This window comes from Paenibacillus vortex V453, assembly GCF_000193415.1.
Taxonomy (GTDB): Bacteria; Bacillota; Bacilli; order Paenibacillales; family Paenibacillaceae; genus Paenibacillus_AQ; species Paenibacillus_AQ glucanolyticus.
In genome coordinates this window covers 177,584-193,584 of sequence record NZ_ADHJ01000018.1, presented here as the reverse complement: position 1 = coordinate 193,584, position 16,001 = coordinate 177,584, and the positions used below count along the sequence as shown (strand labels likewise).

General features: G+C 49.9%; 14 protein-coding genes. 1 reads left to right on the top strand and 13 read right to left on the bottom strand.

Annotated features, from left to right (window positions below; translation table 11 throughout):
* Positions 1-14: 14 nt before the first annotated feature.
* The 11 genes from PVOR_RS11305 to PVOR_RS11245 form a co-directional block, all read right to left on the bottom strand.
* Positions 15-2,273 carry a hypothetical protein gene (locus PVOR_RS11305; protein WP_040680492.1) on the bottom strand — a complete coding sequence of 753 codons (2,259 nt, stop codon included), beginning with the start codon at positions 2,271-2,273 and terminating at the stop codon, positions 15-17.
* 964 nt (positions 2,274-3,237) lie between these two features.
* A complete protein-coding gene (gene lysS / locus PVOR_RS11295) occupies positions 3,238-4,797 on the bottom strand; it encodes a lysine--tRNA ligase (protein WP_006209302.1) in 1,560 nt (519 codons plus the stop codon).
* 385 nt (positions 4,798-5,182) lie between these two features.
* Positions 5,183-6,205, bottom strand: a complete 1,023-nt coding sequence (locus PVOR_RS11285) for a potassium channel family protein (protein ID WP_006209300.1) — start codon at positions 6,203-6,205, stop codon at positions 5,183-5,185.
* A 34-nt stretch (positions 6,206-6,239) separates the two neighbouring features.
* Complete coding sequence (locus PVOR_RS11280) at positions 6,240-6,632, bottom strand: DUF350 domain-containing protein (RefSeq protein WP_006209299.1); 393 nt, start codon at positions 6,630-6,632, stop codon at positions 6,240-6,242.
* A complete protein-coding gene (locus PVOR_RS11275; protein ID WP_006209298.1) occupies positions 6,629-7,303 on the bottom strand; it encodes a hypothetical protein in 675 nt (224 codons plus the stop codon). The genes PVOR_RS11280 and PVOR_RS11275 overlap by 4 nt, the downstream gene beginning before the upstream one ends.
* On the bottom strand, positions 7,304-8,503 hold the full coding sequence (locus PVOR_RS11270; RefSeq protein ID WP_006209297.1) for a glutathionylspermidine synthase family protein: 1,200 nt from the start codon (positions 8,501-8,503) through the stop codon (positions 7,304-7,306).
* On the bottom strand, positions 8,500-9,174 hold the full coding sequence (locus PVOR_RS11265) for a hypothetical protein (protein ID WP_040680490.1): 675 nt from the start codon (positions 9,172-9,174) through the stop codon (positions 8,500-8,502). The genes PVOR_RS11270 and PVOR_RS11265 overlap by 4 nt, the downstream gene beginning before the upstream one ends.
* Before the next feature lie 25 nt (positions 9,175-9,199).
* Positions 9,200-9,415 (bottom strand): hypothetical protein, encoded by a 216-nt coding sequence (locus tag PVOR_RS11260; RefSeq protein WP_006209295.1) that lies wholly within the window; start codon positions 9,413-9,415, stop codon positions 9,200-9,202.
* 451 nt (positions 9,416-9,866) lie between these two features.
* Positions 9,867-10,106 carry a glutaredoxin family protein gene (locus PVOR_RS11255; protein ID WP_006209294.1) on the bottom strand — a complete coding sequence of 80 codons (240 nt, stop codon included), beginning with the start codon at positions 10,104-10,106 and terminating at the stop codon, positions 9,867-9,869.
* 25 nt (positions 10,107-10,131) lie between these two features.
* The gene (locus PVOR_RS11250) at positions 10,132-11,004 is read right to left on the bottom strand and encodes a hypothetical protein (RefSeq protein ID WP_006209293.1); all 873 of its coding nucleotides are present in this window, start codon (positions 11,002-11,004) and stop codon (positions 10,132-10,134) included.
* A gap of 187 nt (positions 11,005-11,191) precedes the next feature.
* Entirely contained in the window at positions 11,192-12,826 is a 1,635-nt protein-coding gene (locus PVOR_RS11245) for a cobyric acid synthase (RefSeq protein ID WP_234972840.1), read from the bottom strand.
* 309 nt (positions 12,827-13,135) lie between these two features.
* Here PVOR_RS11245 and PVOR_RS11240 point away from each other — a divergent pair, with 309 nt between their 5' ends.
* Complete coding sequence (locus tag PVOR_RS11240) at positions 13,136-14,110, top strand: hypothetical protein (RefSeq protein ID WP_006209291.1); 975 nt, start codon at positions 13,136-13,138, stop codon at positions 14,108-14,110.
* Between the two features lie 36 nt (positions 14,111-14,146).
* Here PVOR_RS11240 and PVOR_RS11235 read toward each other — a convergent pair whose 3' ends face one another.
* Both PVOR_RS11235 and PVOR_RS11230 read right to left on the bottom strand, forming a co-directional pair.
* Positions 14,147-15,202: a Gfo/Idh/MocA family protein gene (locus tag PVOR_RS11235; protein ID WP_006209290.1), complete on the bottom strand. Its 1,056-nt coding sequence runs from the start codon at positions 15,200-15,202 to the stop codon at positions 14,147-14,149.
* A 34-nt stretch (positions 15,203-15,236) separates the two neighbouring features.
* Positions 15,237-15,971: a ThuA domain-containing protein gene (locus PVOR_RS11230; protein WP_006209289.1), complete on the bottom strand. Its 735-nt coding sequence runs from the start codon at positions 15,969-15,971 to the stop codon at positions 15,237-15,239.
* Positions 15,972-16,001: the final 30 nt, after the last annotated feature.

Here is a 16,001-nt window from a genome sequence, read left to right as displayed (position 1 = left end):
GATGGCTCCTCCTTTTATTTAGCATCTGATTGCCGCCCCGGTTCAGGCAGGCGGGTGAAGATTTCCTGCATATCGTAATAGCTTTGCTTCAACCGCTCACTGTACTTGGTGGCTTCCCACAGCTCCCATGTATAGGGTTTGATATCCTGCAGGTTTATAGCCTCCGGCGATTCGGCTGCCGAAGCCCCGTTCTGCTTCGAGCGTTCCGCAATCCATGGTGCCAAGCGAATTCCATCCGCCGTCACGGTGCTGAATGAGCGCTTGTCTTGAAGCGGAGTATAATCCACAACCTGCAGCGAGCTCGGGTCTCCGAATCCCAATAGCATCCAAGGAATTCGCATCTCAATGAACTGTCCTTGATACTGCCACGCTGTAAGAGAATTGAAATCCGGAGATTCCGGATCGGTGGTCCCCCGTTTGAGAATTCCTACGGTTTCATCCACAAACGGATGAGAGAAACGGGTGTCCGGGGGATTCATCAGCAGGCTGATCGCCAGCTTCCAGGAGTGAAACGATCCACCCGGTACTACAGGATCATTCTTCGTGCCCTTGGCTTCCTCCCCTGGCAGCATCCAATACCCTTCTTCGCCGTACAATCGGCTGTGAAAGTCATAAGATGGCGCTATGGTTACCTGGGACTCGTCCTCTTGCCCTAACTGAATCAAAGTCTCCAAAGCTCCGCCGGTAAGCGTTCGTCCTGCCAGCTCCTTCTCCGGGATGTCTCCGCCTTGAATCGTGTCCGCTCCAATGAAGAGCTTCGAACGCTCAGGGTCAAACACCTCGCCCAGCTCCATGCCAATGTACAGATAGGCTTCATCATGAGTCAGCCTCATGCTCTTCACCCCCGGAGCCGTTCCGGACCAGGCCTTAACTTCCCCATCGGGAAGCTTATCCCAGTCAGCCAAATCGCCGTCAATTGTAATCTGCTCTGTTTTACCCGGCTGCATGGCCAGAACCCCGAACATCTTCTCGTTGGTCAGCACATTCAACCAGAATGCCCGGCGGTCTGCTGGGATTTCAAAAGGCATCGTATTCCATGTTTTCTTGAACCATTCGTCCTGCCACATGAACAGGATTGCCCCGGAATATCCCTCATCGTAAATATCCTGGGTTAGTGAGACGTTGACTAGACCCTGCTCTGCTTCATCATGTCCGCCTTGATCCCTCCCTCCAGGACCATGGTGTGAAACGCCTATGGATGACGGCACGCCATATTCGGTGACCATGATCGGCATATCCTCGAACTCCGCCTTCAATTTGCGCAGGTAGGCTTTGTATGTGTTGTATTCCCCGTCTCCATCAGGAATGGTCTGCAATGTTTCGTCCGTTCGGAAGAAATCCGGATAGTACGGATACACATGGTAAGCCGCAAAATATCCTGCTTCCCAATTCACCGGTGTGACATGCCTCGCGTCCACAGACACCAGATCCTCCTCGAACAGCGGTTCACCGGGATGCTCCAGCACATCCGTTGTGACCCAATTCGTAAATGTCATCGGATGCTGCCAGCCATACTTCTGCTCCTCGGTAGCCGTATAATCCAATAAAGATGCCAGCCAATTCTCGAAGGGGCTTGCGTCTTCCGTCCCCGAGAAATAGGAGCCCTCGTATTGAGGAACATCCTTATGTACCGTATTTGTTTTCTCAACCATGGCGGGGTCCCACTCTGTACCCACATGCCAGGCCATCAGGTACTTGCCTGCATTGACCTTATACTTGCCACTCGACTGCCCATGTTTGGGCTCTACGTTTATATCCCCATAGACAGCCGCGACTGCCTTGGATATTTCGGCTTTAAACGTCTGGACGATTTCCTCGTCATAAGCATCCTGACGCTCGATCAGCTGCTCCTCCGGCGACCAGATGCCCTGCATAAAGTACAGGGGGTCTTCGCCTTTATCACGGTTATATTTCACCAAAGCCGAGTAAAAGACCGGATTGTGCACCGTATAGACCCTGATGACGTTTGCTCCCATGTCATCAATCTGCTTGAACCAACGCAGGTAATCCTCCTCCGTTGCCGGCAGCTCACCAGGATAATGCCCCGGTACCGTTGCACCCAGATTCACGCCTTTGGCAAAAACCTCATTCCAAACCTCTTTGTTTTCATATTCCAATAAAGAGGTGCCCTCGGTTTTGAACTTCATTTTCACGCCGTCCGCATCCGCATACGTTTTTAATGACGGTCTTAGATATCCTAGAATTACAGCGGCACCGCAGAGAAGCACTATAGTACAAAGCGCTGCGATTACCCACCATTTTCGTCTGCTCATCGTCTTCGTTGCTCACCTGCCCCTTCTATGACATGCTGATTGCTGCACCGACGTTCATGACGTGAGCTATACTCGTCATTCTATAGCCGATGCGTTCCCGATACCATATTCCTTCTTTACCAACTTTTCTAATACCGACAGTAGTCTTAAAGAAGCGGATTTAACACTCCCATAACTTTTCCCCCGAATCATGCATCGCCGTCTCTTCAACCTTGTCATTTGACAACTTCACAAGATGATGTTAGTTACGTGTAGCTAACGGGCATGGCCCCGAAGAAGCTGTAGCCTGTATGACTTTATCCCATGAAAGGAGTACAGCGTGTTCAGACCGTTTTCAGAAAATTTTCGTGAATCGTAATATTAAACGCAGAAAAATTGCTAAAGTTCCGGTCATTTTTACATCATTATCCATAGTTATGACAAAATTGATACCAAAGTCGTATAAAAAAACGGCTGAGAACCGCATTCTGTAAAGGATTGGCAATATTAGCCTTTTATACAAAATGAGAACAGAGTCCTGTACCGGGATTGGGTAATATTCTATAGATTTGATTATCAGGATCAAGTGGTAAGTATCGCCTATTTTTGATGATTTAGGTCTCGATTACTTAACAGTAGTTTACATAAATTAGTTTAAAAATTTACACAAATCCGGGCATGACAACATAAAACAGACCCGATAATTAGTCTCGCGGGTCTGTTTGCAAGGCTATGAGGTTGAAAAAGTTACCTTGATTACCGTTTATTCTACAGGCAAATGTCACCTTCACCTCCAAAATGTCGAATATCTCCACTCCTCTACCCGCCCCTATATAAGCGCCAGCGGCGTTAGTTGATTCATCGTTTAGACATCGGCAACATCCGACCCTGAAATCCACTGTAGTTCCCCGGACATCTGATGAATTGCCCACGTCTTTGTGACCAAGTCGATTGTACCTCCCCCCGAGGATAAAGCCCGTCCTCCTTATTTCTGAAAATTCAGGAGATCAAGCATTCGATGCACGCCGACACCCTCGATCAAGATCGGCATACGGGGACCTTCATCGCGGCCAAGGACCAATTGATAGATAAGACTGAACAAACGCTTCTGATTTTGTTTCATCATCTTCTTATCATCATGGTGGCAGATCGCATAGATCTTCTCCATTCGTGTTGATCCAGTAAGCTCGGCATCCTTCAGCAGATCGCATACGGTGTGAAGCCATTGCCGCTCCAATGAATCCAACGTCTCGTACCGTTGGTGATCCTGGTGCTCCTTCACGGTAATCAGCTTTTGCGGATACCAGTGTTTGATCCAATACTCGGCTCGCCGTGCGGTGGGTTCGAGCTGCTCCTTCGCATAACTTTCACCAACTCGATGCAATAGCTCCTGCAGAAGTCGGTAATCAAAATTCACGAGCGGCAATATGCCGGATAGCTGGCTGAATTTGGGAGCCCTGCCCGGATGGCTGTCCGGCATGGAGAGCTCGAGTGCAGCCTCAATATCAGGGCTTAACTCCTTAGAAGCAGCAGGATTGCGGTAACGCTCATATTCGGTATAGTTACGGATCACATCTTCATCAAGTCCGATATGGAAGGGTGCATTCGGCTGATACTTGGCAAACATAAACAGAATATTCTCAGGCGCGTACACCTTCAGCAGGTCCCCAGGCGTATAGTTGCTGCCGGAAGAGCTGGACATTTTTGCATGGCTCCCCTTCATGCTTATAAATTCGTAGGCCGCATAGAAAGGCGCTGGATTTCCGAAAATGTTCTCCGAGATCACTTTGGATACATTGTAGCTGCCTGTTTCCGACGAATGGTCTCTGCCTCCCGGCTCGAAGGCGACATTTTCCATCTTCCAGCGCATGGGCCAATCGATTTTCCACTGCAATTTCATATGCGTTGCCTGCAGGATCGACAGGGTGCCCCGATGCCCACAGATGCAGGCATAACCCAATCTTTCCGTGGGCTCATCGAATTGCTGTATCGTCGTTGTATCCCTTCTGCATTCCTCACAGTATACCTGTACTGGATAATAAACAGCCCGTTCTTGGTCATGGGCTCCACCCGTTTTGAAGGCATGCAGGATATCGTAAATTTCCGTCCTGTGTCGGATCGCATGAAGCATAAGCGAATTATACCGCCTGGATTGGTACTCCCGGCTCTGATAAATAAACTCGGGTTCGATCCCGAATTCGGCTAAGGCAAGCTCGAACTCCTTCTCATAATGCTCCGCATAGGAAGCATGACATCCGAACGGACATGGGACCTCCACGTAGGGCATGCCGATGTACTGCTCAAACCCCGGGTCCACTCCCGCAGGAACCTCCCGGAATCGGTCAAAATCATCCCAAGAGAAAATAAACCGAACCTTCCTGCCCTGCTTTCTCAGCGCTTTTGTTACAAAATAGGCCGTCACGATTTCCCGGAAATTTCCGATATGCACAGCCCCGGAAGGACTGATTCCGGCTGCGCACACATAGGTCTGCCTATCTGGATACCTCTCGATCAATTCGTTCGCGATTCGTTCTGACCAATGCATTCCGAGCCCTCCTCTAATTCGTTTGGTAAAAACCAAAAAAAGCCCTCATCCGCAAGATTGTCATCTTGAGGACGAGAGCTTTGAGAATACGCTTCGTGGTACCACCCCGGTTTGTGAAAGCTGTCACCAGTTCCACCTCTTCAGGTACGGCATCACGATGCTTATACCCTATCTCTGTAACGGGAGAGGCCCGTCGTAACATCCTTGAGCCCTTCTGCCCAATTCCTTACGCAGCTCCGAGTCTTTGTTCATTAAGAATATTGCTGCTCCATTCCCACCTGCCAGGAGCTCTCTGCAAACAACGTTTCTCAACTACTCTTCTCTTCATAGCTTTTCATTGTTTCCATAATATTTAAGCCATATTAAACCATGGCAATTCGAAATGTCAAGCAAGTTTACCAACAATCCGCCTATAGGTTGCCTCGTCCGAGACAACATACAGCTTGGCGTCCCGCGGGATCGGCTGATCCAGCTTGCGGTTAATGGTGAGGTCGTTGCGATCGGAGATAAGCGTCGCTCCCTGCCGCAGCAGATCCTGAAAGGCATCGCCATAAGTCTTCCATGCCTGGTTCAATGACACTTCATATATATCATCGCCATGCTCACGGCTAAGCAGTTGCATCAGCACATCCGAATTGCCCTCCTGCAGAGCTGCACGTACCGCTAAGCGGGAAACCGCATCATGCGAAAGAACAAACTCGTTCACATGGTTGTGGCGGAAATTCTGAACATGCTTCTCCTGAACAATCTCCACCGTGGTATGTACATTTGGTGCAATCCGTTCAATGCTAGAAACAATCAAGAGCGATTTGCCATCCACCAGCGCCGATTCATCAATCCGAGCGTCTGCAAATACAATCGCCGATTTCGCCTCCAGGATATTGGCCCGCATCAGCACGTCATCTGCTGACGGGTCCCCGCTAATAAAATGCACCTGTTCGAGATGCTCTGCAGGATGCTGACTGGAATCATCAATGACAACAATCTCGGACTCCGGCGAATACGACAAAATCTCATCGATGGCGGATTGCGCTTTTTTGCTCCAGTTTATAATGATCACTTGACCGCTGCCCCGAAAATTCAACCTGCCCGCCCCTCTCTGCCGCTGCATACTTCCAAACGATTCGATCACTTTACCAATTACTAAACTCAGCAGCCCGATACCAAAAATATATATAAATATGGTCAGTATCTTGCCGGGCACTGTGACTGCATAATAATCGCCGTAACCTACGGTTGCCATCGTGGTAAGCACCCAATAAAAGGCGTTAAACCCGTTCTGAAAGGTTTCCGGTTCCAGCAGAAATGCCAGCGTCGAGCACAGTACCACAAACAGAATGACAAGTACGCTGATCGTCGTTTTACGCAGACGCATCATTTTCAAAGATAATCTTAGAAAAAAGTGCACGTTCCTGATCCTCTCCCCAAGGGCGCTATTCTTCCTAAATAATCAAGCTGCTGATCGCAAAGGCTGTACCGATAAACACCATAGCGAGCAGAATTCCGATAGCTACATTCCCCTTTTGCAGTTGCTCGGAGATGCGAAGACCCGGCGTAACCAGCTCGAATACCCAATAGGCAACGATCAAACATACATACCCTACGGCAAACCACAGAATCATATGCCAGATCGATGAATTCGTGTATGCTGATATCCCCAGGATAATGGCCGTTGCCATAAATTTGCCTCCAAAAGCCAGTCCTACCGCTGTATTCCCTTTCTTCAGCTCCTCCATGTCGTTAAACCGGGTCATCCAGCTAAATATCAACATCCCCAGCAATTGAAGCACGATAATGCAGAGCACACTTATTACAATATTAACAACGACCGTCAATCCGCCCACCCCCGAAATTTTGCATAGGCCAAGTCGTAATCGGCGAAATCATGGACTTCCTCCAATACAACATCAACCGTTTTCTTTTTCTCCATTGCGGTAAAACGCTTCTCGTCAATCGGCTGTTTGATCCGGTTTCCTGTCGGCAATTCAACTACCGCAAAATGTCTTGTTTCTTTTTTGTATGTTGTTTTGTATACACCAATCAGCTTCACATCCGTTTTAACCGTGACTTTCAGGTTGGTTAAATCCGCTTGCGCGCTCTTCTTGTCCTTGAACGATTTGATCGTCTGCCAGGAGGATAACCGGATATCATTCCGCTGATTCGCATCGGTGGCGAGTTCGGCGTCCATGAATTCAAGCGTCCAGATTTTGTCCCCGGTCGCATAATTGTTGTCGTTTGGCAGCAGCTCGTTATCCGGCAGCACTGTCATATCTCCGCCAATCAAATCGCCTACCGTGCCTTCAACAATTCGGTAGTCCCATGGCACACGGGTAGAGGAGGATACTTCCTCTGAAGAACCGCTATGGAACACGGACGACTCATTGCTTCCGCATGCGCTCAGCGCCAGCACCATGATCGATAGAATCAGTACAGCCAGCACGACAGAAGGCTTCCTCTTCCTTAGAGGAGCGCCGCTTGGCTGCATTCCCTTTTGTTTCAACTGCATTTATTTCACTCCCATTGCGATAAAATGGCTGGAATTCCCCGTAATCAAGCCGCCCGCCCGTCCGAGCAAGCCGCAAGGAGTTCCATTCAGCACGAACAATCCGGTCAATAAATGAAATGCTCCTTCCGCTGTCTCAACCCGAGCCAAGTCCGCTCTTCGTTGATAGACCGTCGGGAACATCACACTCGTGTCGTAGCCGTCCTGATCCTCTACTTCAAGCTGACCTGCCTGATCGTACAGTTTAACAGAACCACCTTCACGGCCGAACATGGATTTGGAGACAAAATGACCGGAGAACACCGGTTTGTTGTATGTCGGCAGCATATATTTAAGGATGGCTTCCCGTTCGTTCTCCTCGTACAGAAGTCCCAGCTCATACATCCCCCACATGGCGGCAAGCAAACCTTTGGATTGCAGCAGAATGCTGTGCGGTGAGTTGAACAGCTGCAGTCGTCCCGTCTCGATGGCATAGGCCAGCGCATCTCCGCCATCATCGACGGACATCCATTCCTTCGGGTATAGGGCAAACATTCGGTGGATCTCCCGGCCGGCACCGTCCTTCAGCATGCCTTCATCCACCCACAGATCAAGACAATCCACCAATTGAATATCAAGACCGCTATGCCGGACCAACGCTTCAATCGTACCGGAGTCCTCTTTGTGCTCACCATATGCAATACAGGCTGCCGTATCGGGACGCTCCACTCCCCACGCCGCTGCAACCAGCTCCTGCATTCCTTCATTGGGCGAGAAGATTCCGGCTTGCCTACACAGCCATGGAGTGGCAATGGAAGCTTCAACATAGCCTGTAGGCGTATCCGCATTCAGCTCAAGCAGCTTGATGCTGCCGTCATGGGCAATAGCAAAGTCAAACCTGGCATACCTGCTGATCAGCCCCTCCTCCGGGATCGGGCATTCATCGAGCATTTGCCATAGGATTGGCGGAATGCCAATCAAACTGTATATGTGATGATTGCGATGAATATTGCGAACGGTTTTGTCTAAAATCGTCCACAGAATAGATGCCGCTTCTTCCAGCTCGTGATAGGTCTCTTGACGCATGGTCACAATCTGGTCTATCCAGTAGGCTTCCCCTTCCATGTCCGCCCACGTAAATCCAAGCTCCGCAAGCTCTGACACCCGCTCGTTCCGATTGGGCTCGGGCTTTCCTGTAACTTCAAACACACTTTCTTGACTCATCCGCCAAAACCACCGGATCTGGAGCTGGATTTCGAACCCGAGGAGCTGAATCCACTGGAATTACCGCCAATGCCGCCGGATTTGGACGAGGTGGAGCGGCGTGTAATCGTACCCGAAGATGAGGTTGAAGTTTTGGGGCGAACGGTCGAGTTTACCACCGGTTTGTTCTGGAACGTACCACTCGAATACGTGCGGGGTTTGTATGGTTTACCACTGTTCGCGTAATAACCGCGGTGATTGTTATACCATCCGCTGGATGAATAATAGGAACCGTTGTTAAACAGCATGTGATAGAGCAGCAGATCATCCCAGCCGAAGCCTGAGTTGTACCCGCCATAGTTGTTGACAACCGTCGTTCCGCCGCCTGAGCCTGCTGCAGCTCCCTCCACCGGCTCATCCTGGAATTCTTCCTCGCTTGGAAACGGAATGTTCCAATCCACATTCTTATCAAAATACTTCTTTACTTCTTCTGTTGACCAGGACACCAGCTGCGGCTCGTCAGCCGAGGTAACCGCTTCCGATGCGAGATCCTTTGCGGCTGTGCCCGATACCAGAAAAGCATTCGCTAACAAAGCGATGCCGAGCGAGCTTGACAAGACCCGGATCGGTTTGCCATCCGGCGTCAGCCATTTCGATGCCGGATGCTCTTTTTTGTCTTTTTCATGACTCAAGATGATTTCTCCTTTCGGACAGGGTTCATTCGTTCCGCATCGGAACGAGCAGAAGCTCCAGTTTGCCCGTGTCTACATTTAATCTGCCTTCAATCGTTTCGTATTCCCGGCCGCCTGCGACGATATAGTTCACATGCTCCAGTGCGGCAACCATGTTAATCGTCCATGCACGCTCTTCAATCTGGATCAGTTCACCATCCGGTCTCTTTTCAAACAAAATGACATTCATTCCATTATCCACTGGTTCTTACCCCTTCCATCTAAGCAGTGAGTATTGATACGTGCAATATTTGGAATCGTTTCAGAAATCTATGATCAGTTATCAACGCTTGCAGAGCGATAATCTTCCAAAAGACGCAATCCATATAATAACACCGCTACAGATTATTTACACCTTCGAATTAACATTAAAAAACTCCCGAAAATGAACATTCTAGCCATACAATGCCTGATTCTTTACGTTTTATAGGGTGTAGCATCAAATTTCGTGATCATGGTCTCCCTTGACATTGCCACTCATGTCATCGTTTAAAATTAAGAGCATTGCCCGCTTGATGCGGAAGGCTCCAGAAGACGAACGACGCCCGGCGCGATAAGCAACGCGCTGCGATCGGGAACACCACATGCAAAGAAGCATGGATCATTCCGCGAGGAACGAACCATGCTTCTTTTTTATAACCATAATCGCTGGTTTATCTGAACAATTCCCTGATTTCTTGCAGGTTATCGGCAAATCCGATAAATACGTTATCGCCAATAACGATGGTAGGCACAATCTGTTTCCCCGTCAGACGCCTCACTTCTTCCGGATATTCCGGATTCTGTGTGCAATCATATTCCATGTACGGAACTCCCTGCTCCTTGAAATAACGCTTGGCGTGATGGCAGTCGCTGCAGGTGGGAATGGTGTATATTTTCAATGTTTCCGTCATATCGATCACTCCTTGTAAGTGAATATTACTGGATCTCAACGACAAAAGGCACCGTCATCACTTCGCCCTGGTGTTGAAATTGCCCCCAAATCTTGTAGATGCCGCTATGGGGAAAGGTAGCGACAAACTCCGCTTTCGGTCCCGTGCTCTGCTCCTCCAGAGGATGCACATGGATGTACTGCTGGGCGTCTGCGGACAGAATGACAACATGCCCGACCGCGCCCAGGTATGGCTCCAAATCGCTGATTCCCTGCTTTGTCTGCGCATCCCGAATATGATAGCTGAGCACAACCTCTTCATTCGATAAGGTATTGCTCAGGCTCAGTTCAATTTCCTTGCCGTTTACTTGTTGGATCAGACTGGTGTCAGGTTGAACTGCCGAAGCTTCTCCTTCTTCTCCCTCGATCCGGAGCCATTCGCTTCGCGTCGTCCCTTCAGCACCCTTGGGGACAAAATCCGCAAACCATTTATATTCGCCGCCAGCCGGAAAAGTAGTTTTCACGGTAAATTTACCATTCTCCATGTAATCGGGATGGATATGGTGGAAAAAAGACAAATCCCGATTCACGATGATCAGATGCAGCAGTTTCTCATGATTGACATCAAATTCCTGGACGGGTGCGCCGTTACTGTCTGTGATCTGAATCGATAGCTCGGTTTCGGTGCCTGCGCTTACCGGCTCATTCGATGTAACTGCAGCTTTGTAGTTGTTCGAGGCAGCCTCATGCCCGCCTTCGTGTCCACTGTGTCCGTTCTCTTCCTGGTTTGCGTTTTCCTGATTTGAGTTCCCTCCCTGGCCACCCGTATCTTGTACCTGCTTCGCGTTATCGCATGATGTCAACAATCCCAAAGCAAGCAGGCCCGTTAAGATTAGCAAGGTCCCCTTCTTATTCCACATAGGCTATCACTCCAATCATGGATATACTTTGCGGTGACTTTAACTCTCTTTTATTAGTATACCCCCCTATCCTATAATTAATCAATTTTAGTTTTCTTCCTCCCCACACAGATAACACCTTGCAATTGAGGCAAGGTGTTCTTCTATTCTTCACTATTACCCCAAGAACCCATTCTATTCCTTATGGCTATAAGCGCGTACAGCCGATGATTTCATAAATCTTCTCCATGTCCACATGCTCCCGCACGATGTCTGCCACACGGTCGAATTCCGCGAATTTGCGTGCCTCGGCTTGGAACGTTACCGGAATGGCATCCAGTCCCTTACTCCCCCGGACACCGTTCAGCCATGACCTGCGGAAAGCATCGTTGTCAAACAACCCGTGCAAATAACTTCCCCATACTTGGCCATCGGCGGTAGCCAAGCCTTCTGGATGGATAGGAGTATCTTCTTCACTTTTTAAAGAATTCTCGCAGTCTGCTTCTATTAAAAACAGTGGATGGTGCCCCGATCCGCCAGGCATCGAGGTCCATTCGGTCACGCCCATATGGATTTCATAGGCCGCTATCGCCACATTGGCCTCTGTATCCGGTAGAATGAGTCTCAAAGGATGTTCCTGTGACAATCTCCCTTTTACGCGAACGGTCCTTTTCTGTTGTAAAAAGGAGGTCCGGATCGGCAGCAGCCCAAGTCCTGCCGCATCCCGTTCGTTTCCTTCCACCGCATGCGGATCGGACAACTGCTCGCCCAGCATTTGATATCCTCCGCAGATGCCAACCAGCTGCACATCCCGCTGCTGCGTCTGTTTCATAATCGCATCCGCCAGCCCCCGATCCTGGATAAACCCGAGATCGCTGATCGTATCCTTGGTGCCAGGCAAAATAATGACGTCCGGCGTCCCGAGTTCATCCACCGATTGGACAAAGCGCACGGTAACATCCGGCTCCCAGCGCAGCGCATCAAAATCCGTAAAGTTCGAAATCCGCGGATACCGGATAACAACAATATCGAGGTCGCGTTTTTCCTGTCTTTGATATTGAAGCTCATCCAGCACAACGGAATCCTCAGCCTCGATTCGCATGTCCTGAATATAAGGGAGAACGCCCAGCACGGGAATGCCCGTCCGCTCTTCTAGCCAGTCCAGTCCCGGCTTCAGCAGTGCCAAATCCCCGCGGAACTTGTTGATGATAAACCCCCGGACCCTGGCAACCTCATGGGGCTCCAATAGTTCAAGGGTGCCTACGATGGAGGCAAACACGCCGCCGCGATCGATGTCTGATACCAAAATCACCGGCGAATCCGCCCATCCCGCCAAATTCATATTCACAATGTCGCGGTCCTTGAGATTGATCTCCGCCGGACTTCCCGCGCCTTCCATAAGCACGATATCGTATTGCTCCCGGAGCCGATCGAGTGCAGCCAGTACGATTCCCTTGGCCTTCGGCAAAAACTCCGTTCGGTAATCCATCGCACTCATCTGCATTTCGGGCACGCCGTGGATTACGATTTGCGAAAACATGTCCTTCATCGGCTTGATCAGGATCGGATTCATGTCCGTGTTTGCGGCAATGCCGCAGGCTTCGGCCTGCACGCCCTGCGCTCTGCCGATCTCTTTGCCATCCAGCGTCACGTAGGAGTTAAGCGCCATATTTTGCGACTTGTATGGAGCTGTGCGATAACCATCCTGGAGGAGAATACGGCATAGCGCGGTCGTTAGGATGCTCTTGCCTACGTCCGAGGCCGTGCCCTGCAGCATAAGTACTGCTCCCCGTGCCTCGCCGTTATACGTATGCGTATCGTTTATGTATGTTCGTTCACTCATCTTCCTCACCCTTTTCCATGACTTGATCTGCTTGTTCATCATTATAACAAACCGCTGCAAAAGGGGAGCATTATGACTCCATTCCGGAATCTTAGGTTCCTGTTCGGCGAAAACGTACACAAAGCAGGCGATCCGCCTGGATCACCTGCTTTGTGTCATTCAAAACCTTTATAGACACTCAAATGTGCGAGCGCTTAGGGACAATATTTTTCACAATGAGGGATATATTCATCTATTAATATACTTTTTTAGTCAAAGTTGTATTATCTTGGATAGGTGACTAGAGTGGTTAAGGGAGGAACTGATTGAATGTTAATGTATTTCAGCGAGATTAGCAACATCTATATTCATGTAAAGTGGTTTACGGACAATTTCGAATGGGTTCCCCTGCCCTTCCCCCGTGTCGTTACATTGACCTTCTTGTTTTGGTTAGCGTTTACATTGTTCGTCTTACTGGTATCGAGTGTGTTCAACGATCCGTTGGGTAAGACGCGGCCCGTGGTGCGGATTCATCAATTCCTGTACCGTCTCAGGCCGCATACCGAAGTCATTCTCCGCATCGGGCTGGCCATCGGCCTAGTGCTTCAGCTTCTGAGCGGTTCTTATCTGGCACCCGAATTCAGAACCAATTCCATGTGGATTATCCTCGGCCTCTCTGCCGCCGCTGCGTGTCTTCTCTATCAGCGTACATTGCCGATCAGCGGTGCCATCCTGTTCCTGTTGTATATTCAAGCTTCATTAAACTACGGTATCTTTCATTCCATTGATTATTTGATTTATATCGGTATTGTGTATTATCTGTTCGTGTGCGGCACGCCCTTGAAAAAAACGGCCGCTCCAGTCATGTATGTATGCACAGGCATGTCCCTCGCCTGGCTCGCCATGGAAAAGCTGACCATTCCAGAACTGGCGTGTTCTGTCATGGGCAGCTATGGACTGCCTACCTTCGGATTCTCCATCGAACACTTTGTTATGATCAGCGCTTTTATCGAAATTGGACTGGCGTGGGCATTCATCGTAGGCATCATGAGCCGATTCACCGCCCTGCTGGTATCAGGTATTTTTATTATGACAAGCCTTGTATTCGGTTACAAGGAAGTCATCGGGCACACCATCATTCACACGCTGCTGATTCTGTTCCTGATCGAAGGCACAGGCGATCTGCGGACACCTTTTCAGTTCCACCGCTCGCCCGTCCTTCGCGGATTATTTGTAAGCGTAAACTTTTGCCTGTTTCTGTTCAGCTTAATGGCCTTGTACATCTGGATGGGCAAAACACTGTGAGACAGCTGTTAATTTCCTGGTCCCTGAACCCCGGCTTTAATTCGGGAGCTCTACTGCTGCCCTGGCTTCGCTTGCCCGGATTACGGCATCCAGCACCTCTTGATTTCGATAGCCGTCCATGAATCCAGGAACTCCATCGGCAGGCGCACCGCGTAATACGGCTGCAAAATCCGCATATTGCTTCACCTTGCAATGCTCCGGCACTTCCATTGTCGTTCTGGAGAGCTGACCTGGCTCCTCCTCCCGAATCCATATGAGCCGGTCCGGGTCCAATGTGCTGGCATGTGCCGTACCGAAGTCGCCATATATGGACACCTCATGCTGATTGCCTGAGCCAAATGCATTGCGCGATGTCTGGAACACGCCCATAATGTCACCCGTCATCCGCGCCTGAAAGCTTGCAAAATCGTCTACTTCGATCCGGGCCATTGCGCCCGTTACCGGATCGCGGCGTTCCGGAATAATCGTGTGCAGCTGTGCGGTTATTTCCTCGAACTCCCCGAACAGAAAGCGCGCCATATCAATCATGTGCGATCCCAAATCACCCAGAGTGCCTGTGCCCGTGATGGCTTTATTGTATCTCCACATGTAAGGAACCTGCTCGCTTGGCACACCGAACCCTTGCAAATACTGAATCGAGAAGTGACGAATCGTACCCAGCTTGCCTGTGCGCACCAGCTCTCTGGCATAACGGAAAGCCGGTGTGTAACGGTATGTAAAACCGATCATGGCCGGAACGGGCTGTCTTTCATACTGCTCCAGCAGGGGCACCGCTTCTTCGAAGACGCGAGTGAATGGCTTCTCCGCCAAAAAAGGCTTGCCTGCCTGCAAGCATGCACTGATAATATCTGCGTGCACATTGTTAGGTGTAATCGAGATTACGGCATCGACGTCCGGATCTTCAATTAAATGATGGAAGTCAGCGTAACGCTTGCTGTCCTCAATGCCGAGCTGATCGCCTACCCGAGCCACAGCTTCACCATTTACGTCACTAACGGCGACAAACTGATACATGTTCTCTTCATTCATCCAGCGGATATGCTCCTGAGCCATGCCCCCCAAGCCAATTAATCCAATGCGAAATTTATTCATCTAGATGCACTCCTCTTCTATATAACTGATGGTCTTAGGATTGAACAACAGGGACGATGGGCGCAACCCGTCCGTAGGATGTTTTTGCCCCATCAACAGGCGCAGCCCAGAACACGCCGTTCGTGATCACCTGCAGAATCTCGGGCTGGTGGTACACAGGGAACATTTCATGGCCTGGACGGAAATAAAACAGCTTCCCTCTGCCTCTTCTGTAACAGCACCCGCTGCGGAACACTTCGCCGCCTTCAAACCAGGAGATAAATACCAGTTCATCCGGTGCCGGTATTTCAAACCGTTCTCCATACATTTCTTCCCTCGGAATTTCGATATATTCACCAAGACCCTTCGCGATAGGATGACCGGGCTCGACCACCCACAGCCGTTCGATCTCGCCATCGTCGCGCCACTTCAGCATGCCGGTGTTTGTACCGAGAAGCTTGGAGAAGATTTTGGAGCCATGACCGGAATGCAGGACAATCAGTCCCATGCCGTCCAGAACGCGCTGACGCACCTTCTCGACGATCTCGTCCCGCACCTCATCATGTGCCAAATGGCCCCACCACAGCAGCACATCCGTGTTCGCCAACCGCTCATCGGTCAATCCGTGATCCGGCTCATCCAATACTGCGGTAGCTACTTCTAAGCCTTCAACTCCTTCGAGATGATCCGCTATTGCTCTGTGAATCCCATTCGGATAAATGCTCGCTACCTGTTCATTATGTCTCTCATGCCGGTATTCATTCCACACTGTGACTTTGATGTTTCCCATGATTGCAACCCCCTGTAGGTCGATAGAGTT

What these genes read in the sequence shown, in the direction of transcription:
- PVOR_RS11305 (WP_040680492.1), bottom strand. Translation starts at nt 2,273, where the DNA reads ATGAGCAGACGAAAATGGTGGGTAATCGCAGCGCTTTGTACTATAGTG.
- lysS (WP_006209302.1), bottom strand. Translation starts at nt 4,797, where the DNA reads ATGCATTGGTCAGAACGAATCGCGAACGAATTGATCGAGAGGTATCCA.
- PVOR_RS11275 (WP_006209298.1), bottom strand. Translation starts at nt 7,303, where the DNA reads ATGCAGTTGAAACAAAAGGGAATGCAGCCAAGCGGCGCTCCTCTAAGG.
- PVOR_RS11270 (WP_006209297.1), bottom strand. Translation starts at nt 8,503, where the DNA reads ATGAGTCAAGAAAGTGTGTTTGAAGTTACAGGAAAGCCCGAGCCCAAT.
- PVOR_RS11255 (WP_006209294.1), bottom strand. Translation starts at nt 10,106, where the DNA reads ATGACGGAAACATTGAAAATATACACCATTCCCACCTGCAGCGACTGC.
- PVOR_RS11250 (WP_006209293.1), bottom strand. Translation starts at nt 11,004, where the DNA reads ATGTGGAATAAGAAGGGGACCTTGCTAATCTTAACGGGCCTGCTTGCT.
- PVOR_RS11245 (WP_234972840.1), bottom strand. Translation starts at nt 12,826, where the DNA reads ATGAGTGAACGAACATACATAAACGATACGCATACGTATAACGGCGAG.
- PVOR_RS11240 (WP_006209291.1), top strand. Translation starts at nt 13,136, where the DNA reads ATGTTAATGTATTTCAGCGAGATTAGCAACATCTATATTCATGTAAAG.
- PVOR_RS11235 (WP_006209290.1), bottom strand. Translation starts at nt 15,202, where the DNA reads ATGAATAAATTTCGCATTGGATTAATTGGCTTGGGGGGCATGGCTCAG.
- PVOR_RS11230 (WP_006209289.1), bottom strand. Translation starts at nt 15,971, where the DNA reads ATGGGAAACATCAAAGTCACAGTGTGGAATGAATACCGGCATGAGAGA.